The sequence below is a fragment of the Amazonocrinis nigriterrae CENA67 genome (genome assembly GCF_016056305.1).
Lineage (GTDB): Bacteria > Cyanobacteriota > Cyanobacteriia > Cyanobacteriales > Nostocaceae > Amazonocrinis > Amazonocrinis nigriterrae.
Genome location: NZ_JAECZC010000034.1, coordinates 15,665 through 35,584 on the forward strand (window position 1 = coordinate 15,665; position 19,920 = coordinate 35,584).

The 19,920-nt window shown below is 41.5% G+C and carries 23 protein-coding genes and 1 pseudogene; 10 read left to right on the forward strand and 14 right to left on the reverse strand.

The annotated features are described in order from the left end of the window. The first annotated feature begins 463 nt into the window (after positions 1-463). The gene (locus I8748_RS17890) at positions 464-1,186 is read left to right on the forward strand and encodes an SDR family oxidoreductase (RefSeq protein WP_198125921.1); all 723 of its coding nucleotides are present in this window, start codon (positions 464-466) and stop codon (positions 1,184-1,186) included. A 204-nt stretch (positions 1,187-1,390) separates the two neighbouring features. Beyond that, positions 1,391-2,107: a GTP cyclohydrolase I FolE gene (gene folE / locus I8748_RS17895; protein ID WP_198125922.1), complete on the forward strand. Its 717-nt coding sequence runs from the start codon at positions 1,391-1,393 to the stop codon at positions 2,105-2,107. A 113-nt stretch (positions 2,108-2,220) separates the two neighbouring features. Here folE and I8748_RS17900 read toward each other — a convergent pair whose 3' ends face one another. From I8748_RS17900 to I8748_RS17915, 4 genes are all read right to left on the reverse strand, one after another. Further along, the gene (locus I8748_RS17900) at positions 2,221-2,787 is read right to left on the reverse strand and encodes an ISAs1 family transposase (RefSeq protein ID WP_198125923.1); all 567 of its coding nucleotides are present in this window, start codon (positions 2,785-2,787) and stop codon (positions 2,221-2,223) included. Continuing rightward, positions 2,747-3,010 (reverse strand): hypothetical protein, encoded by a 264-nt coding sequence (locus I8748_RS17905; RefSeq protein WP_198125924.1) that lies wholly within the window; start codon positions 3,008-3,010, stop codon positions 2,747-2,749. Before I8748_RS17905 ends, I8748_RS17900 begins: the two co-directional genes overlap by 41 nt. 25 nt (positions 3,011-3,035) lie before the next feature. After that, on the reverse strand, positions 3,036-3,311 hold the full coding sequence (locus tag I8748_RS17910) for a transposase family protein (RefSeq protein ID WP_198125925.1): 276 nt from the start codon (positions 3,309-3,311) through the stop codon (positions 3,036-3,038). Positions 3,312-3,401: 90 nt separating this feature from the next. After that, on the reverse strand, positions 3,402-4,028 hold the full coding sequence (locus I8748_RS17915; protein WP_198125926.1) for a phosphoribosylanthranilate isomerase: 627 nt from the start codon (positions 4,026-4,028) through the stop codon (positions 3,402-3,404). A 123-nt stretch (positions 4,029-4,151) separates the two neighbouring features. On the opposite strand from I8748_RS17915, the gene psaK reads away from it, so the two are divergent. The 3 genes from psaK to I8748_RS17930 all read left to right on the forward strand — a co-directional run bounded on the left by psaK (position 4,152) and on the right by I8748_RS17930 (position 8,110). Further along, positions 4,152-4,406, forward strand: a complete 255-nt coding sequence (psaK, locus tag I8748_RS17920) for a photosystem I reaction center subunit PsaK (protein ID WP_198125927.1) — start codon at positions 4,152-4,154, stop codon at positions 4,404-4,406. Positions 4,407-5,320: 914 nt separating this feature from the next. After that, on the forward strand, positions 5,321-6,517 hold the full coding sequence (locus I8748_RS17925; protein ID WP_198125928.1) for a site-2 protease family protein: 1,197 nt from the start codon (positions 5,321-5,323) through the stop codon (positions 6,515-6,517). Between the two features lie 369 nt (positions 6,518-6,886). After that, positions 6,887-8,110, forward strand: coding sequence for an alpha/beta hydrolase (locus I8748_RS17930; protein ID WP_214662635.1), 1,224 nt, complete (start codon positions 6,887-6,889; stop codon positions 8,108-8,110). A gap of 301 nt (positions 8,111-8,411) precedes the next feature. Here the strand turns inward: I8748_RS17930 and psb34 are convergent, their stop codons facing one another. Next, positions 8,412-8,582: a photosystem II assembly protein Psb34 gene (gene psb34, locus I8748_RS17935; protein WP_198125929.1), complete on the reverse strand. Its 171-nt coding sequence runs from the start codon at positions 8,580-8,582 to the stop codon at positions 8,412-8,414. Between the two features lie 618 nt (positions 8,583-9,200). Between psb34 and I8748_RS17940 the strand changes: the two genes are divergently transcribed. Beyond that, positions 9,201-9,473 (forward strand): hypothetical protein, encoded by a 273-nt coding sequence (locus I8748_RS17940; RefSeq protein WP_198125930.1) that lies wholly within the window; start codon positions 9,201-9,203, stop codon positions 9,471-9,473. Between the two features lie 142 nt (positions 9,474-9,615). Here I8748_RS17940 and I8748_RS17945 read toward each other — a convergent pair whose 3' ends face one another. Further along, the gene (locus I8748_RS17945) at positions 9,616-10,350 is read right to left on the reverse strand and encodes a Ycf66 family protein (protein WP_198125957.1); all 735 of its coding nucleotides are present in this window, start codon (positions 10,348-10,350) and stop codon (positions 9,616-9,618) included. A 345-nt stretch (positions 10,351-10,695) separates the two neighbouring features. On the opposite strand from I8748_RS17945, the gene gndA reads away from it, so the two are divergent. Continuing rightward, positions 10,696-12,129: an NADP-dependent phosphogluconate dehydrogenase gene (gene gndA, locus I8748_RS17950; protein ID WP_096557830.1), complete on the forward strand. Its 1,434-nt coding sequence runs from the start codon at positions 10,696-10,698 to the stop codon at positions 12,127-12,129. 339 nt (positions 12,130-12,468) lie between these two features. Here the strand turns inward: gndA and I8748_RS17955 are convergent, their stop codons facing one another. From I8748_RS17955 to I8748_RS17985, 7 genes and pseudogenes are all read right to left on the reverse strand, one after another. Further along, complete coding sequence (locus I8748_RS17955) at positions 12,469-13,602, reverse strand: serine/threonine-protein kinase (protein WP_198125931.1); 1,134 nt, start codon at positions 13,600-13,602, stop codon at positions 12,469-12,471. Between the two features lie 299 nt (positions 13,603-13,901). Next, on the reverse strand, positions 13,902-14,432 hold the full coding sequence (locus tag I8748_RS17960) for a DUF6334 family protein (protein ID WP_198125932.1): 531 nt from the start codon (positions 14,430-14,432) through the stop codon (positions 13,902-13,904). Further along, positions 14,419-14,691 carry a hypothetical protein gene (locus tag I8748_RS17965; RefSeq protein ID WP_198125933.1) on the reverse strand — a complete coding sequence of 91 codons (273 nt, stop codon included), beginning with the start codon at positions 14,689-14,691 and terminating at the stop codon, positions 14,419-14,421. Before I8748_RS17965 ends, I8748_RS17960 begins: the two co-directional genes overlap by 14 nt. After that, positions 14,688-14,993, reverse strand: a complete 306-nt coding sequence (locus tag I8748_RS17970) for a type II toxin-antitoxin system Phd/YefM family antitoxin (RefSeq protein WP_198125934.1) — start codon at positions 14,991-14,993, stop codon at positions 14,688-14,690. The genes I8748_RS17965 and I8748_RS17970 overlap by 4 nt, the downstream gene beginning before the upstream one ends. 136 nt (positions 14,994-15,129) lie before the next feature. Continuing rightward, on the reverse strand, positions 15,130-15,288 hold the full coding sequence (locus I8748_RS17975) for a hypothetical protein (protein ID WP_225896461.1): 159 nt from the start codon (positions 15,286-15,288) through the stop codon (positions 15,130-15,132). Between the two features lie 196 nt (positions 15,289-15,484). After that, a pseudogene (locus I8748_RS35170) lies at positions 15,485-15,754 on the reverse strand (4-Cys prefix domain-containing protein); the annotation flags it as partial. Positions 15,755-15,868: 114 nt separating this feature from the next. Beyond that, on the reverse strand, positions 15,869-16,921 hold the full coding sequence (locus tag I8748_RS17985) for an aromatic ring-hydroxylating dioxygenase subunit alpha (protein WP_198125935.1): 1,053 nt from the start codon (positions 16,919-16,921) through the stop codon (positions 15,869-15,871). Between the two features lie 184 nt (positions 16,922-17,105). Between I8748_RS17985 and I8748_RS17990 the strand changes: the two genes are divergently transcribed. Both I8748_RS17990 and I8748_RS17995 read left to right on the forward strand, forming a co-directional pair. After that, positions 17,106-17,585, forward strand: a complete 480-nt coding sequence (locus tag I8748_RS17990) for a YbjN domain-containing protein (protein WP_198125936.1) — start codon at positions 17,106-17,108, stop codon at positions 17,583-17,585. A 187-nt stretch (positions 17,586-17,772) separates the two neighbouring features. Next, entirely contained in the window at positions 17,773-18,432 is a 660-nt protein-coding gene (locus tag I8748_RS17995; protein ID WP_214662638.1) for a lipoate--protein ligase family protein, read from the forward strand. A gap of 79 nt (positions 18,433-18,511) precedes the next feature. Here I8748_RS17995 and I8748_RS18000 read toward each other — a convergent pair whose 3' ends face one another. Continuing rightward, positions 18,512-19,117, reverse strand: coding sequence for an HD domain-containing protein (locus I8748_RS18000; RefSeq protein ID WP_198125937.1), 606 nt, complete (start codon positions 19,115-19,117; stop codon positions 18,512-18,514). Positions 19,118-19,516: 399 nt separating this feature from the next. Here I8748_RS18000 and I8748_RS18005 point away from each other — a divergent pair, with 399 nt between their 5' ends. Then, positions 19,517-19,813, forward strand: a complete 297-nt coding sequence (locus tag I8748_RS18005; RefSeq protein ID WP_214662636.1) for a hypothetical protein — start codon at positions 19,517-19,519, stop codon at positions 19,811-19,813. Positions 19,814-19,920: the final 107 nt, after the last annotated feature.

The window sequence follows — 19,920 nt, forward strand, 5'->3', positions numbered from 1 at the left end:
ATTCAGTGAATAACCCAAAAGCAGTGCTATAATTGCCTATGGCTCTTAAAGATTTTTAACAATCTTATCAGCCGTAGGCATTTACATTTCTAGCAAATCACTCTGTGAAGTAACTCCAACAAATAATTTATTCTGCTGAAACCTGTTAACTGTTCACGGTTGACAGTTAACCATCATTAAAGAACAATTACAAGCGGATACTCCTATTTGTCAGTGACTTAATGGGTGGTTTGTGTAGTATTGAGTAATCTAATTTGAGTAGACAACCTAAACTTCTAGGCAAACACTTGTCGTGTTAGCTGGAGAAAAACAGACGGTAAAAATACCCACACTAAACAGGAATTTTAACAGTTATCACCAGAAATTATCGGATTTTAAGGTTATTTTAATCTACACCTTCCGAGAGATTTTGATAATTGGGTGGCAAAGAGCTTTGGGAATTGCCAAAAAATTGGGAGAGAGCATGAGTGTCAAGCAGAAGCGCGCCTTGATTACCGGGGCGAGTAGTGGAATTGGAAAAGCAACAGCTTTGGCGTTTGCCAAAGCAGGAATTGATGTCGCCTTAGTTAGTCGGTCTAGTGATAAGTTGGAGGCTGTTGCCCAAGCAGCAAGACACGCTGGTGTGGAAGCCAAAGCTTATGCTGTAGACCTAGCTGAAGTATCTTTAGTAGAAAAAAAGATACAGGCGATCGCCAATGATTTTGGGGATATAGATATTCTGGTAAATAATGCAGGCATAGCATATACAGCCACTTTATCTGAAACATCCTTAGAAGACTGGCAGCAAGTAATTAACTTAAATCTCACAAGTGTATTTCAGTGTATTTTGGGAATACTGCCAGGAATGCGCGATCGCAGCACAGGCACGATTATTAATGTTGCTTCCATTGCCGCCAAACAACCCTTTCCCAGTTGGGGAGTATACAGCGTCAGCAAAGCTGGTCTTATCGCCCTATCTCAAACCCTAGCCCAAGAAGAACGCGCCCACGGCATTCGCGTTACTGCCATATGTCCTGGAGCTGTTAATACCGAACTATGGGATACCGAAACAGTCCGTATTAACCTTGACCGTTCAAAAATGTTAACTCCAGAAATTGTTGCTCAGTCAATTCTCCACACCGCATTGTTACCACAGCAAGCGGTCATTGATGAATTAATCCTGATGCCCAGTGCTGGGGCCCTTTGATTAGTCCTTTGTCAGTTGTCAGTTGTTAGTTGTGAGGCAGTGCGCCCTTGCGGTTCCCCAACTTGAAGCAACTGCCGATCTTCGCAGCGTTAGCAAGCCTGCGAGCGTCACCCGTAAGGGTCAGTTGTTAATCTCTTCCACTAACTAATGACTAATGACTAATGACTAATAACTAATGACTAACCTCTAACCAAAATCTAGACCATGACTATTGCTAGTTCCAACGGTGCCAACGGTTCCAATCGCTTTCAATCTCCTTTAATTCCTGACTTGGCAGAAGCCATCAACTCCAGACCAGATCGCAACACTCATGATGGACGCGAACCAAATTTGCATCCGCCTACAGAGGAACACATGGAGCAAATGATGGAAGCCGCCAGGACATTGCTAATAGGTGTTGGAGAAGACCCCGAACGTGAAGGACTCCTCAAAACACCCAAGCGGATGGCAGAGGCAATGCGCTTTCTCACCAGTGGCTATAACCAATCTCTAGAAGAACTTGTTAACGGTGCCATCTTTGATGAAGGACACAATGAGATGGTACTAGTTAGGGATATTAACTTCTTTAGCCTTTGTGAACACCACATGCTACCCTTCATGGGGAGGGCACATGTTGCCTACATCCCAAGGCAAAAAGTTGTAGGCTTAAGTAAACTGGCGCGAATTGTTGAAATGTATTCTCGCCGCTTGCAAGTGCAAGAAAGGTTAACCCGCCAAATCGCCGAAGCAATTCAAACTATCCTAGAACCTGAAGGTGTGGCAGTTGTAATGGAAGCTAGTCATATGTGTATGGTCATGCGAGGCGTACAGAAACCTGGTTCTTGGACTGTGACTAGCGCAATGGTTGGAGTATTCCAAGAAGAACACAAAACCCGTGAAGAATTCTTTAACTTAATTCGTCACCAAGCAGCATTTTTTTAAGTGCTGAGTGCTGAGTGAGGAGTGCTGAGTGAGGAGTGAGGAGTTGGGAGTTATTCTCTTTATTCCCCCATCTCCCCATCTCCCCATCTCCCCATCCCCCTATCAGGGTGGTTTCATACAAAGAAAGAAAAAACTTTGTGCAGTTGATTGGAGAGGGCACGTTGTGCTTGAGGAATAGTTCGGAAACCAAGTTGGCGGGCGATCGTAATGAAAAAGTTGTGTAAGATAGACCAATTGACAGGAGCATTGCCACCACGGCGTGGTGGAAAGTCTTCAGAGAATGTCACATCTCTCACCCAATGCAGGCGATTTTCGATGCCCCAATGCCCTTGAATATCAGCAAGTAACTCTTGAGCTGCGAGACATTGACTACAGATATAGAATTGACGCTCGTAAAATGGTTGACCATCACGCTCACCCTGACGCTCGACAACAACAAAACTTTTGAGTCCAGACCATTTTTTTTGAATTTGTTCAGGAGCAGCAAAAACTTTGCACTCACGTTGGACTAATCGAGAATGAACATTCTCAAAAGTTGTGGCACAGCTGAGTGGAGTCTCTTTTTGTGCTTGGGTTTGAGCCATTTTGTAGAGAGTAGGTTGGTTTTGTTTTAATCCAATTATGTAGTCGTTGCCACCGTCAATGATGAGTGATGCTGTTTTTTTGGCAGTGTAAAGCATCAAGAGTAAAAACTACTTGTTGACCACAAAACTCCGAGATTAATTGTTGTACAATCGCCACCTCACTAATTTTTTTATTAGACATTGGTTGCATCCTCAGTACAATACCCCGCTGATGACTATAAACTGATACTGTACTGATAAAGTTTTGGTAGGACTGACTATAATCTGTCACTGTGCAACGAATGCCTTTACCATCAATTGCCAGTCTCTCATCAGGCATTGGTGAAACAAAAACTGATGCCCAATTATTGAATAAGTCTGTTAACGGCTGAAAATCTACAGTTTTTAGTACTATAAAGGAATGTGGAGTAGGATGGAAACTTGATTGTCGCATCTAGGTTTAACAGTTCAATCAGGCTTTGTTTGTGTATTTTGGTAAAGTCTTCGAGTGGTCGGTAGCCCCAATATCCTGTCATTGCTCCCAGCAAGATCACAAACAGTACCAACCATAATTGATGTCTTCGTCCTCTAATGTGCCGATAGTCTGGCACTTGCTGCAACTGTTCGAGCAGATTATTCATATAAACCGTTTTTCAATTGACGATCGCCTTCTAGAAGCATTGTCATTTTTCTCTGCTTGTATGAAACCACCCTGCCATCTCCCCATCCCCCTATCTCCCTAATTTCTCAAACAACTTGGCTACCTTGGTTAAATCCTTATCTCCTGGTTTGAGTTCTACACCACTAGATAAGTCAATACCGTCGGGTTTTACCTGACTCAAGGCTGTGACAATATTATCTGGTGTTAGTCCCCCGGCCAAAAACCAAGGGCAACCAGGGCTAAATTGTTGTAACATCTGCCAATCTAAAGTTTGACCTGTACCACCTAACTGCTGGGGATGATAAGCATCCAGTAGTAAGGTATCTACGTATTGGGCGTAGTTAGTAGTTTGGTCAAGATGCTCAACAGATCGAATTCTCAAAGCTTTAATAATTTCTACCTGGGGTAGGACTTGACGCAATTGGTCGCAAAATTCTGGAGATTCATCTCCGTGTAACTGCACGCCAGTCAACCCAGAGTTAATCACTGTGTCGCTGATTTCGCTAATGTCAGCATTGGCGAATACACCGATTCTGTCAACATTTTTTGGTAGCTGTGCCACAGCTGCTTGAATTTGCGCTGTGGTTACGTAGCGGGGTGAAGTAGGTACACAAATAAATCCTAATGCAGTTGCGCCCAGAGAGGCGATCGCTACAGCCTGATCTGATTGAGTGATGCCGCAGATTTTAACACGCATAGAAAATAGTGATAAGGGTAACTGAAAAAAAGTCGAATTTTTGCTAATAGTTTTCAGTTGTTTCCTGAGTAACTTTATAATTTTGGAGGTCTAAATTAATTTTGCCATTTAGGAGATACAACCTTGATTGCATCAACTTTACTAGCAGCTGCGGCAAATGTTCCTGCAACCCCCGCATGGAATCCCACAGTAGGTATCATTATTAGCGTCAGCAGCCTAGTGGTTCTTTTGCTTGCTACCAGAATTGAGAAACCCCTCGTTGGCCCTAAGTTTCCTATTCTGCCAGTCAGTGTTCCTACATTCGTCGCTGCTATGGCTTTTGGTCATATTATCGGCGTTGGTATCGTTTTAGGATTGACTAATATCGGTCGTCTGTAAATTGGAGATGTCAAAGACGTTAACGATCGCGTCTTGATGAATCCAAAACCCTGACACCCAATTCGAGTTCTTTCTCCTGCTATGAGACTTTCAGAATGAGTATACCTAGCTTTTGCGTAATCACCAGCTAAGTTTTTACGTAGCTGATACTGACTTAATCTGTTTGTTCATACAGGAGAAAGAATCAGAGCAATAACTAATGATGTGTTGAAATCTTAAGTCAACGTCTACCTCAAAATCTTGTTTACTACCCTAGTTTTCGTAATATTTTAAATATAATTACTTATTGACAAATGTACCAAAGTTAGTCAATGGCGATTTCTATAGCAATCCTATTTAAGTTGTGAAAAATATAAACAAGGAAACGAACCGCAAAGAACGCCAAGGACGCAAAGGGAAAAAGAAAGAGATATATAATTTTCACAAATAATTTAGAACTGCTATATTCGGCCAATACTTAATAAAGCGCTAATTAACGAGTAAAATTTATAACCATTATTCTCATCAACTTTTTCAGGCATTGCCGCAGGTTACGTTAAGGCTTGTTATGGGACATGGTTTTCCCTGAAATCAACGTGAGTTCAGGGTGTTAATTAATTTTTCTATTTTCAAAATGATTAAATAGCTTTAATTGTCTATTCTAGAATTTAGGGCATCTAAATCAACCAAAGTTGATTGTTTGATGTCCAATGGCAAAGTGCTGCTCGTACATAGTATCTAGCTGAAAATTTCAGTAAAAACAACTATCTATAGAGATTTAAATACAACTGTATGTTACCAGTAATAAAAGTCCTAATGCAGCATGGCACAAATAAATATCTAGCAGACAAAGTTAAAAAAGCTAATGCTAAAAGCAATATTTATTTACCATAGCTGCATAGCTGCGTTCATATACTAAATCTTAGGACAATGTGATGCAAACAAATTGGAGAATTGGGTCTTTATTTGGAATCCCGCTATTTTTAGATCCTTTATGGTTTGTCATTTTAGGACTGGCAACCCTCAATTTTGGGGTAGCTTACCAAGAATGGGGAACTGCGATCGCTTGGATTGCTGGTATCAGTATGGCATTATTGCTATTCGCTTCAGTGTTGCTACATGAATTAGGTCACAGTTTGGTAGCGCGATCGCAAGGCATTAAGGTTAACTCAATTACCCTGTTTTTATTTGGTGGCATTGCTGCCATTGAAGAAGAATCTAAGACTCCAGGCAAAGCATTTCAAGTAGCGATCGCTGGGCCTTTGGTTAGTGTTGCCTTATTTTTGCTACTGCGCTTTGTGGCTATTATTATACCTGATACAAGTCCCATCAGTGTGATGGTTGGAGATTTGGCAAGAATTAACTTGGTTTTAGCCCTCTTTAATCTCATCCCAGGCTTACCCCTAGATGGCGGACAAGTATTAAAAGCAGCATTATGGCAAGTTACAGGGAACCGTTTTCAAGCTGTACACTTAGCAGCAAGGGCAGGGCAAATTTTAGGTTATGCTGCGATCGCTTTGGGGTTTGCTGTAGATTTCTTTACTAGAGAGTTAGTAATTGGTTTGTGGATTGCACTGTTAGGCTGGTTTGGTGTCCGCAACGCTAGCAGCTATGACCGCGTAACTACATTACAGGAAACATTATTAGAGGTAGTAGCCGCCAATGTCATGACGCGTGATTTTCGCGTAGTTGATGCTAATCAGACATTACGCAGTTTTGCCGACTCATACTTATTGGATTCTAATGCCCCAGAAGTTTATTTTGCCGCTTCTGATGGGCGTTACAGGGGTATGGTTGCTATTGACGATTTGCGCTTAGTAGAAAGAAGTGAATGGGAAACCCAAACTTTGCAAAGTATTGTCCATCCCTTGACAGAAATACCAACTGTTGCCGAATCAACTATCTTGGCTGAGGTAATTAATAAGTTGGAAAATGAGCAGTTACCCCGCATCACCGTGCTTTCACCTGCTGGTGCTGTAGCTGGTGTAATTGACCGAGGAGACATTGTGCGGGGGTTAGCACAAAAGTTAAACTTGCGGATTACCGATGCTGAAATTAAGCGCATTAAAGAAGAAGGTAGCTATCCGCCTGGTTTGCAGTTGGCGGTAATTGCCAAGTCAACCAACTTGTAATGAGACTGGAACTTATACCAGTTTGCAATTTCCGAATTTTAAATTTTATCTAGGTTTTAAGGTTTGAATCTGTTGCCGAATTTGAAAGAATTGGTATCAGACAAAAATTCAGCCCAAATCTAGCCTAAACTAGCTTTATAAAAAGATTATCAAGGCAGCGATCGCCCCTCATCCTCACTTGAATTGTGTGGAGGCGATCGCTGCCTGTATTGTTATTAATTTCCTCTAATAATCAATCTAATTTGTTAGTGGATTTATCTACAGAAGAAGTTTCAGCAGGGGTCATTAAGTAAAATTTATTTACAATTACCAATTACCTATGACCAAATACCTAGATTATATCTAAATAACTAGCAACGAATGTAAATAATGTCTACTCTGCCCTCATTCATCAAAGAAGTCTTAACTGGTTCGGCAATATTTTTGAGTGTTATTGGTCTTTTCTTAAGTATCTGGATTGTAGTTCCAGTACCTACTGCCTTTTTGCTACCTTTGGGGGTAGGAGCGCCAGAAGTCTGCCATTGGCTACTATTGTTGAATTTCACAGCTTTTGGAGTATCGTTTTTCGGAATACGTAGTCACTGGCTGCAATATGTTGCTTTGGGTATCAGCGGAGTGGGAATTGTGCTGAGTATGCTGCCATTTCTGCAACTATCTGCGACACAACAGCAGATGCAGTTGGCAATGGAAAAAGAATTAGGAAAGGATTATCTCACATCAATTGAACAACATTTTGGGCGATCGCATCGTTTTAGTCTAGTAGACGCGTTTCAAGGCATTCCTACTAGTAAGATTCGTTACACACCTAACATTGAATTTGCATCCCCCGATAGTATACCTCTACGCCTAGATATTTACCGTCCTCTCCAAGTTGGACAATACCCAGGAATTGTTGTCATTCACGGTGGAGGATGGCAAAGTGGCAGTCCCACCACTAATGCCGATTTCAGTCGTTACATAGCGGCTAGAGGCTATACTGTTTTCGCCATTACTTACCGCTATGCACCTACTTATAAATTTCCTGCACAAATTGATGATGTTCGCAGCGCCTTAGCTTTTATCCAGCAACACGCCGCCGAGTATGAAACAGACATCAACCGCATTGCCTTACTCGGCCGTTCTGCTGGGGCACATTTGGCTATGTTAGCAGCCTATCAACAAGATGCCCCACCCATCCGTGCTGTGATTAGTTATTACGGCCCATCCAATTTAGTTAAAGGCTACTACGAACCACCTACACCAGACCCCTTGAATGTACGGTCTGTACTCGAAGCTTTTATAGGAGGTACACCAGATCAACTTCCAGAGCAATATACCAAAGCTTCACCCATTCACTATGCTAATCGCTCAGTTCCACCAACTTTGCTAATTCATGGTGGTCGTGATCACATCAGTCGCATAATTTTCACCAGGCTATTGTTCCAAGCTTTGCAAACAGCTGGTAATCAAGCCATTCTATTAGAAATTCCTTGGGCAGAACACGCTTTTGACTACATCTTTAACGGCCCAAGTAATCAACTGGCACTTTACCATACAGAGAGCTTTCTAGCTTGGGCTTTGTTTGAAAACAAAAATGTCAACAATGGGGTGTAGGGTGTAGGGTGTAGGGAAGAAAGCGTTGAACTGTAGGGTGGGCAATGCCCACAACGTAATAATAAGGGTTTGAAAAATTTTCAGCATTGCCCACCTGAATTTAATTCCAATAAAGCAACTGCTGCAAGATATGAGCCTCCCACGGGAGCGTTCATCGCGCCCGCAAAATATAAAACAAACACTTTCTTCCCCCACTCCCTACTCCCTGTGTTTCTTGAGAGAAACACAAAAACCCCGGCATTAAGTACCGAGGTGAGGGGGAAATTCAAGAGTCGATGGGAAATACCGAAGTCTAAAAATCTTAGCTAACGCTGATACCAACCAAAACTAGAGTGGTGACAAGTAATGTAGCGAACACACCTTGTAAAACATATTTGCGTTGTTCCCAAATGGCAGGGTACTGGGCGTAATACATCTTGGGTTCAGTTGCATAGTTGTTGAGAACGCCGTCTTCGTTAATTGTGGTGTACATAGCTTTTTCTCTTGTTTGTTTCTTTATGTTAAGTAATATAACAAGATTGTTACAAATGGTCAATAGGACTTGACATAAAAAGGCTGATAGCGGTAATAAAAATCGCTTATCAGGAATTAGGTCAAGTAGAAGGGTGTGGGGTGTCTGACTTTTCACGGGAAGTACTGAAATCCTCATCAAGACTGGGGGTAGGGTGTAGGGTGTAGGGTAATTGGTGGAAAGCTCTATCTACCCCACACCCTCTTCGTGACTGACCGAGGAGTAATTTAGCCTAGCGTGTATATTCCTCTTGCGATTGTTGCTGTCTATAACGGAATTTAGCCAAAAAGTTACCAATAATTCAGATTTTCATTGACTACGAACCCAAAATCATTAGCAGGGGTTGCTACTGCATTCCTTCATGATTCCAGCTTTGACTCGTTGAACGGCTGGTATAGTAAAGTGCTGAGTGCTGAGGAGCCAGCCGCACAGTCAGGGTTTCCCGACTTGAGCGGACTGGCGTTGCCGAGTAGAAAGTAAGTTATTTCAAGGCTTCGAGCAATCAGCACTGTCCTAAACTATGCTTTGACTGCTTTATCAGGTTTGTTGTGGTCTTGATTTAAAGTTCGATGGTTGTAGATGAATATAGGAATAATCCAGCCTTACAGTAACGGGTTTTTAGACGTTGTACCAGAGGGTGAAGACAGTGACTATTGGCAGATTGCAGCTATACACATCAATGGTCAAGCCTACTGTCCTACCCCAAGGCTTTATCGAAGTGAAAAAGCAGCATTGGCAAAAGCTGCACAAATTTATGATTGGCTAGCAGACCATTCTCACCAAATCAGTAATGGGATTTACAACTGCTCTGAATTGCAACTCATCTTATGGCAGCAATCAAAATTATCTTAATTAACATTAATAGCTGCTGAGAGGAAGAGGGACTTTTGTGTTAGTTGGTATTAGTGTGATCGCTTGCAAATCAAGCAGCTTTTAAATTTTGATAAAAGTGAAACCCAGCTTTAACCTTACATAATGCTGGGTTTCACAAGATTCAACTAGGCTGATTATTTGGCGGTGTTTGTTCCGGTGGTGCTTCTGCTGGAGGTGCGAGTACCGCATCGGGAGCAATTTCTTCCACGGGAATCGGTGGTTTTTCTTCAGTCTCAGGTTGTGCTGCTTCCACTAATTCGGGAGATGGCGGATGTGGTGGAATCGCTTCGGGTACACTCTCAGTTTTGGCTTCAGTGTCGGTAGTAACTGCTTCTGTTGTCGATTTTTCTGATATAGAAGTAGTTTTGTCAATAATCTCAACAGTCGGTGCCTCTGACAGTACAGAGGTAATATCTTCAGGTTTGGGGGTTGCAGCTGTTTTTTTGCTGACAGTCTGTTGTGCTTTATTTTTCACACCACTGAAGGTACTACCAATAGTCTGTTGCAACTGAGCAAGCCGTTGCGGAAGTGACAACTTATTTACTTGTTCCTGAATGCTAGTTTTCACTGTTTCAGAACTAGGTACTGGGGTTTGTTGTAGCTGTGGGGTTATTTGGCGGCGTAATGAGAGAGTTTGCCAACCAAACCAGACCAACAAAGCCACACTAGCCACATGACCCAGCAACAAACCTCCAGAAATGCGTTGTGCAAACACCCATAATACTAAAGCGTAGAAAAGCCCTACACCACTCCAAATAAAATCATTCTTACGGTGGATTTCTGGGAAGAAAAAAGCTGATATGTAAAGGGCTAAACTACCAAGACCGACCACCAAAGCTAGGACATATGCCAGCATTTTTTGGTTACTCCTTTGACTAAAGATTGGGAATTGGGGATTGGTAATTGGTAATTGGTAATTGGTAATTGGTAATTGGGTATTAGGAAAATTCTTTGCCATTCCCATCTCCCCATCTCCCCATCTCCCCATCTCCCCATCTCTCCATCTCCCCAGTCCCTCAACTAACAATTTTGCAAATTTTGCTTGTCAATTGTTGAGTTAGATACAAATTAAAATTAATTATCTGTGTTAGGTGTAAATTTTTGGCGTTTATCTAACTCTTAATGTCTTCTTTAGGAGAGAAGCGAAAATCTCGGACTACCCTAAAGATAAAAGGATCTGCAAGAGTTAGCCAAACAAATTATGACACTACAAAGCTTTGGTGTGATTGGATTAGCCGTTATGGGTGAGAATATCGCCCTGAACGTCGAGCGTAATGGCTTCCCAATTGCAGTTTACAACCGCTCCCGAGAAAAAACGGATGCGTTTATGGCGCAGCGTGCGCCAGGACGGAACGTTAAAGCGGCCTTTACTTTAGAAGAATTTGTTGCTGCATTGGAACGTCCCCGTAGAATCCTGGTGATGGTGCAAGCTGGTAAGCCAGTTGATGCAGTTATTGCTCAACTCAAACCCTTGCTGGATGAAGGCGATATCATTATCGACGGTGGCAACTCTTGGTTTGAAGACACAGAACGACGCACTCAAGAGTTGGAACCTGCTGGATTTCGGTTTATCGGTATGGGTGTTAGCGGCGGTGAAGAAGGCGCATTAAATGGCCCATCTCTCATGCCTGGCGGTACACAAAGCTCTTATGAGTATTTATCGCCAATTTTCAACAAAATTGCTGCTCAAGTCGATGATGGCCCTTGTGTAACTTATATTGGCCCTGGTGGTTCTGGTCACTACGTCAAAATGGTACACAATGGCATTGAGTACGGTGACATGCAGTTGATTGCTGAAGCCTACGATTTGCTCAAGAATGCTGCTGGACTAGACCATAATCAGCTACATGAAGTGTTCGCAGAATGGAACACTACCGACGAACTCAATTCGTTTTTGATTGAGATTACATCAAATATCTTCCCTTACATTGACCCAGATACAAATCTGCCTCTGGTGGATTTGATTGTTGACGCAGCAGGTCAAAAGGGAACCGGACGCTGGACTGTACAAACTGCCTTGGAATTAGGAGTTTCTATTCCCACCATCACAGCAGCGGTGAATGCTCGGATTATATCTTCAATCAAAGACGAGCGGATTGCAGCATCGAAGATTTTGACAGGCCCCAGTGGCAAGTATGATGGGCAAACTAAGGATTTTATCAATAAGGTGCGGGATGCGCTTTATTGCTCTAAGATCTGTTCTTATGCTCAAGGGATGGCGCTACTTTCCACTGCTTCCAAAACATATAACTGGAATTTGACTTTGGGTGAATTGGCGCGGATTTGGAAAGGTGGCTGTATTATTCGCGCTGGCTTCTTGAATAAGATTAAGAAGGCTTTTGACGAAAATGCAGCATTAGCTAACCTGTTATTGGCTCCTGAATTTAAGCAAACTATTCTCGATAGACAAACTGCTTGGCGGGAAGTAATCATAACAGCTGCAAAACTGGGGATTCCAGTGCCAGCATTTAGCGCATCTTTGGATTATTTTGACAGCTATCGCCGCGATCGCTTGCCCCAAAACCTCACTCAAGCACAACGCGACTACTTTGGCGCACACACCTACTTGCGTCTTGATAAGCCTGGTACTTTCCACACTGAATGGGTACCAATTGCTGAAGCTGAGAAAAAGTAATTTCTCACACTTTTAAATTTTGAGTTGATTTGCAGGTGACTCTGGGTTTCAGGGTCACTTTTTTACGTAGACGCGTAAGCGGCTTGCCGCAGGCTACCGCAGAGACGCAGAGGACGCAGAGGAGGAGGTGGAAAGATGAGGGAGATGAGGGAGATGAGGGAGAATAACAATTAACAACTGACAACTGACCCTTACGGGTGACGCTCGCAAGCTCGCTACCGCTTCGCTAACGTCAGTTGTTCATGGGGGACTCGGGGCCCCCACGACCGAAAGGGAGTGGGGATTGGGGGAGAACCCCCAAGACCACACTGACTCACCACTGACAATTAAGCACTGACATTATGAGTTATTATTTCTCAAATATTTAGCTTTCATTTCTTCTAATTCTTCGTCTATTTGACTTTTACTAGTGGGTTGCGGTTGGGGATTTGCTGGTTGTGGTTTATTATGAGATTTACCTCCTAGCAAAAATTGAGTTTTCATTTCTTCTAGTTCTAAGTCAACTTGACTAGGGGTTTTATTAACAGGTGGTGCAGTATTTTGTGGTGCTTGAATAATCGGTTTTACTGATTTTGCTGGTGTGGCTGCTATTTGTGGATTTTGATTTATATCATTAATAATTTGGTCTGCTGTTTGGTAACGCCGCATGGGGATACTTTCTAGCATTTTGTTGAGAATTTGACTCAACTTGTTGCTGACTGGTGTTTTTAAGTATTGTTGCCAAAGCCAAGTATCGTTATCAATATTATATGAATCGAAGGGCGAACGCTCGGTTAAAAGATGAATACAAGTAACTCCTAAACTGTAGATATCACTGGCAAAAATAGCTCTACCTCTAATTTGTTCTGGTGCTACATATTCGGGTGTACCGATACTTGTACCGGTTCTGTTTAAGGCGGTTCCGGTGGCAGATTTGGAAGCACCAAAATCTACTAAAACAAATTTGCGATCACTGGCACGTAAAATAATATTTTCTGGCTTAATATCGCGGTGAATTACTTGTCTGGCATGACAAAATTGCAATACTGGTAATAAATCATTTAATAATTGCCATATTTGTGCTTCACTAAAAGCACCGTGGTGTGCCAATTCTTGAGCTAAATTTGGCCCGTCGATAAATTCTTGTACAAGATACTGTCTATCATCTTGGGTGAAGTATGCTAGCAGTTCGGGTATTTGCGGATGTTTACCCAATTCATCTAACTGCACTGCTTCTTGGTTAAATAACTCCACTGCCTTTTGTACAGTGTTGGTGCCTTGTGCTTGGGGATAAAATTGCTTAATTACACAGCGAGGTTTTGAAGGTTTATCCTCATCCACAGCCAAGAAGGTTCTGCCAAAACCACCTTGTCCTATGGGTTTAATAGCACGGTAGCGTTCTTTGAGGAGTAACTTAGAACCACAACTCACACAAAACTTGACATCACCGGGATTTTCCGGCTTGGGACAACGAGGGTTAAGACAGTAGCTCATTTGCAGGGTAGCGTGCGATCGCTCTTATATGTCTTTATTTTGCCCTGTTCTCAACCAAAGGGTGTTAATCGAAAATAGTGCAATGTATTTTTCTTGGTGTCTTAGTGCCTTCGTGGTTAAAAAATTGACTTATGAACCACTAAGACACTAAGGCACAAAGGTGAAAAGCCCTTGATTTAACGGGTATAAAGTTTTCTCGTCGAGTTGCAGTTCTATTTTTTCCATGCTGCTTCCTTTGAAAGCATCTGTGCTAGGGCGATTTTATCATTTTTGATCTGGGGTGAATGAGGGAGCGATCGCTACTTCATTATTTTTGATTCATTCACAGAGGTTTCAGTAGTTTCATATAAACCCATCGATGCACTATTAATTTGTGCATTATTATTTGCTTCATTTAGTTTTGCGGATTTGTCTATTTTCTTGTGTACTTGCTCATGCACAAATACTTTAATAACTGAACCTTCAGCAAGAAATGTAATGGTGGGATGTAAGTTTTGAAAAGCAAAAATTACCTGATCTTGATAACCTTGAGTATTTTCACACACCCACACTGACATCATTTTTGCACCTCTTGCCAGTAAAGACTGTAAATGATGATTACCTACGTTAGAACCATGAACTTGAGTTTTATCTCTGATAACTTCTATTGTTACTTCTATTTCATCAGTATCAATAACAGGCAAAAGAGTTACTAGTGTAATCCTATTTTCTTCATCTTTAAAATAAAGTTTAACTTCATTAAGACAAAGTTCATTCCCATCAAATTCTTGGTCTTCAATTGTTGACACATCTATTAGAACTTGCCCAATAGGAAATTCATTGATTGCCATATTTATCACGCTTTTTCCTTGCTTGCTTGAGAATTTTAATAGCAGTTTCCGCGTCTATGTCTCCCCCAGCAGCTAAATTAGCTAAGTCACCAACTTTAAGATTTTGATAATCGCTACGTAACTGATTAACCTGTGCTTGTCCTCCGCCACGTTCACGAATAGCATTAGCGATGATGTCATCCTTAATATTAACAAGATTGCCAAGTTTCTTTAGTCCGCTAGGGGTAAGTTTTACACCCTCCTGCTCATCATTTGTCATTTATATATATCTTCTTCTGGGTCGTTCCACTCTTGAAATCCAGTTTCCGCCAGTTGCATCATTGTGGATGTAAAAACTTCCGTACCAACCATTTTTGATTGACTAAGAGCAGCTTCAGCAGTTTGGACTAAAACCATGTCCTCTAATTCTTTCAGCCTATTAATTAATTTCTCATAGCTTTTGGCAGACATAATTACATGACTAGGCTGTGATTGCTTTGTCAGTAAAACTGGTTCAATAGCAGCCTTGTCAAAAACCTCGCTGTGTTTGTTGAGAGCATCTGTGAGAGTATAAGTCTGCATAGTTAAAGATTTGTTTTGGCTACTTTCGAGATTTTGACTATATTTTAACGAAGCGATCGCCTAATAAGATTCTTATACGGTTGGATAGTCATCATAGAGTCCTTCGTCTTCTAGTGCGTAGCTATTTAAAAAGGCATTATCGGCTACGAGTAATAACAGGATAACTTGGCTTTGGTTGGATTGTTATTATCCAATTACCTGCACCTACACTTTCCACTATAGATTCAGGTAAAGACAACTTCTCTCCTGGTTGAAGTTCAATTTCATAAGTTAAATTCACTACTTTACTTATCATAATTTTTTTGACTCTACCTTTTTTTATTTTAATTCCAACACTCACATCAAGCTTTAAAAAGAAAAATTTTGTCAGCAATCACATTGCCAAATTTTGATAGTCTTGTCTCTGCTACCACTAGCAAGAAACTGACCATTAGGGCTAAAAGTAGCTGAGCTAATGGACTCTGAATGTCCCGTAAACGTTTTAAGGAGTTCTCCAGTTGTACTGCTTCTTGACGAAATAATTGCTCTGCTTTTTCTCTATCTCTGTTACATTGATAGAAAAATTGTTTAATTACACAGTACTGTTTCGATGGCATATCCTCATCCATCGCCAAGAAAGTTTTGCCAAAGCCACCCTCACCAATTGGCTTAATAGTACGATAGCGCTCTTTGAGTAGCAACTTTAATCCACAACTTTGGCAAAATTCCAGATTATCTGGATTTTCAGGTTTACGGCAAGAAGCATTGAGACAATAGCTCATACAGGGGATAGTTTGCAGATTGATTCCACATTAAGTATTCCCATAATTAGCCATTCTAAAACGCTTTGTGTTTAAATCCTCTCTGCGTCCTCTGCGTCTTGGCGGTTCAAAATCTTAACCCAACCTCTCAACCTGACTCCTCATCAACCTTTGCACACTCACCAAAGCCCGATTCAATTCATAATTCCTTCTTTCACAATTCTGCAAATAAGCCTGTTGTTCCTCTTCAATCATCTGCACATCTTGAACCACCAAACCATCAAGTAACTTTTGCGCTGCACCAAACAAACTATCTTTGATAAACCGCCGAAACCACATAGGCAATTTGTGCAATCTCCAAAAGGCATTCAATGAAGTGAAATGAATTAAATAAGCTTTAGTTTGTGTCTCACTCACCGGACACAATAAACAGTAAATTTTAAAATCTTTACCCAATGTAGAAACCCAATGCGGATAAACATAACTGACATCCAATGGTTCAGGATGTAACCGCCGTAAAGCTGGAAAAAATAACTGAGATATAGACCAAATTTTATCTATTTTGTAATAACTTTGTGCTGTATAATGAGCATCTACACGGTGATCATCTTCATCAATATCTTGTAAAACTGCTTCTGCCCAAGCTTGTAAATCCTGATGCAAATGTCCGTGATACATATCCATCAGGTTTTCAATTAAATAGGAATAATGAGCGTTACAATTAATAACTGAAACTGTGGCAATATAATTTAGATGTTCCCATTCTGGTAAACCCAGAGGTTCTATTGATGGTTTCACATCCCCAGGAAATAACCAGATGAAACCGTCTTGTTCTTTGACTGGGTAACGGCGAATTGTGCAATTTGGTAGTTTCTGATTTGCTGCTAAGTAAGGAACTGCTGCACATTCACCCAAGGAATTGAAACGCCAACCGTGATAGGCACATTCCAACTCATTACCAACGACTTGTCCGTGGCTGAGTTTCACTTGGCGATGGGGACAGCGGTCTTCTAAAGCGTGAATTTGTCCTTCGCTGTCGCGGTAAAGTGCGATCGCCTGCTTCCAAAGTACCACACCTACAGGTTTACTTGTCACCTCACTACTACGTGCCACCACATACCAGTGATTTGGGTTAATCCCCAATTGACGCATATCACGACTTTGCACAATTGGAGAAAAAGCAGACATAGATTCATACATCCTTTTTAATGTTAGATTTTAATCTTTAATGCAAATTTAGGCGCAGTTCAATATACCTTATAGGAATTAGTATTACGACCAGACTATCACTTCAGGAAGCTCTAGTTAACCTTGCCCACAAGCTATAAAGTATTTGTAGATGAAACATTAACAATATTGAGAAAAAATCTGTATGGCAAGCTACCAAGAAAGTGTAACTGATAACGAATTCGTCGATGAGTTAATTGCAGAGACAGCCAGTATCAACCATGTGGAGGTAATCGAAAATGTCATCGACACTCTAGAACAAGATGACAGTGCTATGGTTAGTCACCCCCCAGAAGGTGGTTATCTCTGGAAGTTTAAGTACGGTAGTGTAGAAGTGTTCGTCCGTCTTACTGGAAAAAGTGACGAAGACACCATAACAGTTTGGTCGGTGGTACTAAAGTTACCTGCTAAAGACGAACCCAAGTTGATGCGGCATCTTTTAGAGTTAAACTGTTCTAGCACCTTTGAAGCCCGCTTTGGTATTATTGAAGACCAAGTGGTGGTGATTTCCACACGTCCTCTAGCAGACTTGTCTCCTGGGGAAGTTTCACGGCTGATTACCATTGTGGCAACGATCGCTGATGACAATGATGAAGCTTTACAATCTGAGTACGGTGTTGCTTGAACATAGTTGTTAGTGGTCAGTGGTCAGTGGTGAGTTGTCAGTGGTATCAAGTTTTTGATTTAAAACTCCTAACTCCCAACTCCCAACTCCCAACTCCCAACTCCCAACTCCCAACTCCCAACTCCCCATTCCTAACTCTAAAGTGTGGCGACTAATTCCTGTGCTAGAAGCTTCTGGTAATGTGCAGATGGCTATTGACCGCTGGTTGTTGGAACAACACCAGTCTGGAAAACAGCCGCCATGTCTGCGATTTTACACTTGGTCGCCACCTGCTATTTCTCTAGGGTATCATCAACGCCAATATCCTGAATATTGGCAGCATCTAACTTGGAAAGGTGAGAAATTAAATTTAGTGCGGCGACCTAGTGGTGGAAGGGCGGTATTGCATCAAGGTGATTTAACTTATGCTGTGATTACATCTGGTTTTACAGGTAGCCGTGTTGATGCATATCAAAAAATTTGTGAGTTTTTAATCCAAGGATGGCGATCGCTTGGCGTAGAATTACACTATGGTAAAGCTGGGCGGGGTTACATCCACAACCCTAATTGTTTTGGCACCGCCACCAGTGCAGATTTAGTTACAGCAGATGGATATAAACTCATTGGTAGCGCCCAACTGCGAAGTGCTGGAGCTATTTTGCAACATGGTTCAATGCGTTTGCAACCGGATGCAGAATTATTTACTCAAGTATTTGGCGCAGAATCTTTTACAAAACCGCAACTACCCCAAAGTTTAACTGTAGAAAAAATTATTACAGCTTTGACTGCCGCAGCTAGTAATTGTTTTGCTACGGAAATAGAAGTGCAACCCCTCTCACAGATGGAATGGGAGGCAATTTTAAATTAATTTTAGATTTGAGATTTTGGATTTTGGATTACAAGACTTGATCACAAGGCTGTTCTCGGAATTTCAAAGAATGTAAACCCTAAATCTTGATAGCAGCCTCTTTTATGTAACCGGCTACTACACATTCATCAATTAATTGCAAAACAAATGGCCACAGTTGCGGCGCACCTGTTTCTACTGGTGCTACTCGCTTCATAACTTGGTCGCGCCTAATGCTATGAATGCGCCAAGTTCCACCACCGTTTTGCTGGTTGTGCAGTAAAGGTTGTATTCTGTCTAAAGCTGCGGCAAACTTGGCGGTGGGTGTTTCTCCTGCTTCAAACTCATCCCAAAGTGAACGCAATTCCCTAGCTTGGTCTGCTGGTAAAAGTTCAAATAATCGTAACGCTGCTTGAGCTTCTTTTTCAGCTTTATTTTGATTCCCTTGCACATCATAACAAAAGGTGTCACCTGCATCAATTTCTACCAAATCGTGAATTAGCAGCATTTTGATGGCATGGGATATATCAACTCCTTCAGGAGCATATTCTGCCAATGTCAAGGCCATCATTGCAATATGCCAAGAATGTTCCGCGCTATTTTCTCGGCGTGAATTGTCGGTGAGTGAGGTTTGTCGCAATACCAGCTTGAGGCGGTCAATTTCTATGATGAATTGAATTTGTTGAGTTAGACGGTTGATTGACACAGGAATTTTTTAAATACTACCTTACGCAAAATTATATTTGTTTTTCTTTGCGCCTTTGCGTCTATGGGTGAGACATATTCATACTTTCAATCAGCAACGCCAGCTATTTCTAAACTAGCGATCGCAATCACTTCTTGCCAATGTTAATACTATTACAACACTCTTAGATAAGTATTTTACTTTTATATTGGTAAAATTCACAGTCAGTAATCTAAGCCGGAGAAAAGCTATACACGCCTACATAAAAACAATAATTTGTTGCCAACTTTTTTTAAATTAATAGTTGACAAGTATAAAATTATACTTTAATATAATAAACATGAGAAAGGCGATCGCCCCTCGTCCAAGAGTTTGCAACCGCCTTTCTCTAAACCCCTACATTAGGAGTCAACTAATATCATGGCACAAGAAAAAAATTTCGGAGATCATCAAGACTTCCAAAAAGCAGAGTTTCAAGAGAATTTCAACAGTGAAGACTTGGATGCAGCCAACCTCAAGCCATCTCCCGAAAAGCCATTACGCAAAAGAGAACCAATTAAACATTTATTGATTGGTTCTCCCAAAGCCGTTACTAGCACAATTCACTTTTTGCAGATGATTGGCTATGCAAACGTCGGAGATTGGAGTCCACCACAATCAACCGGCAACCCTGACGAAGTGATGAGTATTTTAATCCGTCAGATTTCAGTTTTATAATTTGAACCACAAGCCCGACTTTTTAGACAAGTCGGGCTTTTTGTTTCGCTGATTGCACCCAACCCCTCCCCTTTCCAATACGGTGTACACACAAGTCTTGGCGCAGT

Excerpts from the sequence above, each read along its gene's own strand:
- I8748_RS17890 (WP_198125921.1), top strand. The coding sequence starts at position 464 with ATGAGTGTCAAGCAGAAGCGCGCCTTGATTACCGGGGCGAGTAGTGGA.
- folE (WP_198125922.1), top strand. The coding sequence starts at position 1,391 with ATGACTATTGCTAGTTCCAACGGTGCCAACGGTTCCAATCGCTTTCAA.
- I8748_RS17900 (WP_198125923.1), bottom strand. The coding sequence starts at position 2,787 with ATGCTTTACACTGCCAAAAAAACAGCATCACTCATCATTGACGGTGGC.
- I8748_RS17905 (WP_198125924.1), bottom strand. The coding sequence starts at position 3,010 with ATGCCTGATGAGAGACTGGCAATTGATGGTAAAGGCATTCGTTGCACA.
- I8748_RS17910 (WP_198125925.1), bottom strand. The coding sequence starts at position 3,311 with ATGAATAATCTGCTCGAACAGTTGCAGCAAGTGCCAGACTATCGGCAC.
- I8748_RS17915 (WP_198125926.1), bottom strand. The coding sequence starts at position 4,028 with ATGCGTGTTAAAATCTGCGGCATCACTCAATCAGATCAGGCTGTAGCG.
- I8748_RS17925 (WP_198125928.1), top strand. The coding sequence starts at position 5,321 with ATGCAAACAAATTGGAGAATTGGGTCTTTATTTGGAATCCCGCTATTT.
- I8748_RS17930 (WP_214662635.1), top strand. The coding sequence starts at position 6,887 with ATGTCTACTCTGCCCTCATTCATCAAAGAAGTCTTAACTGGTTCGGCA.
- psb34 (WP_198125929.1), bottom strand. The coding sequence starts at position 8,582 with ATGTACACCACAATTAACGAAGACGGCGTTCTCAACAACTATGCAACT.
- I8748_RS17940 (WP_198125930.1), top strand. The coding sequence starts at position 9,201 with ATGAATATAGGAATAATCCAGCCTTACAGTAACGGGTTTTTAGACGTT.
- I8748_RS17945 (WP_198125957.1), bottom strand. The coding sequence starts at position 10,350 with ATGCTGGCATATGTCCTAGCTTTGGTGGTCGGTCTTGGTAGTTTAGCC.
- gndA (WP_096557830.1), top strand. The coding sequence starts at position 10,696 with ATGACACTACAAAGCTTTGGTGTGATTGGATTAGCCGTTATGGGTGAG.
- I8748_RS17955 (WP_198125931.1), bottom strand. The coding sequence starts at position 13,602 with ATGAGCTACTGTCTTAACCCTCGTTGTCCCAAGCCGGAAAATCCCGGT.
- I8748_RS17960 (WP_198125932.1), bottom strand. The coding sequence starts at position 14,432 with ATGGCAATCAATGAATTTCCTATTGGGCAAGTTCTAATAGATGTGTCA.
- I8748_RS17965 (WP_198125933.1), bottom strand. The coding sequence starts at position 14,691 with ATGACAAATGATGAGCAGGAGGGTGTAAAACTTACCCCTAGCGGACTA.
- I8748_RS17970 (WP_198125934.1), bottom strand. The coding sequence starts at position 14,993 with ATGCAGACTTATACTCTCACAGATGCTCTCAACAAACACAGCGAGGTT.
- I8748_RS17975 (WP_225896461.1), bottom strand. The coding sequence starts at position 15,288 with ATGATAAGTAAAGTAGTGAATTTAACTTATGAAATTGAACTTCAACCA.
- I8748_RS17985 (WP_198125935.1), bottom strand. The coding sequence starts at position 16,921 with ATGTCTGCTTTTTCTCCAATTGTGCAAAGTCGTGATATGCGTCAATTG.
- I8748_RS17990 (WP_198125936.1), top strand. The coding sequence starts at position 17,106 with ATGGCAAGCTACCAAGAAAGTGTAACTGATAACGAATTCGTCGATGAG.
- I8748_RS17995 (WP_214662638.1), top strand. The coding sequence starts at position 17,773 with ATGGCTATTGACCGCTGGTTGTTGGAACAACACCAGTCTGGAAAACAG.
- I8748_RS18005 (WP_214662636.1), top strand. The coding sequence starts at position 19,517 with ATGGCACAAGAAAAAAATTTCGGAGATCATCAAGACTTCCAAAAAGCA.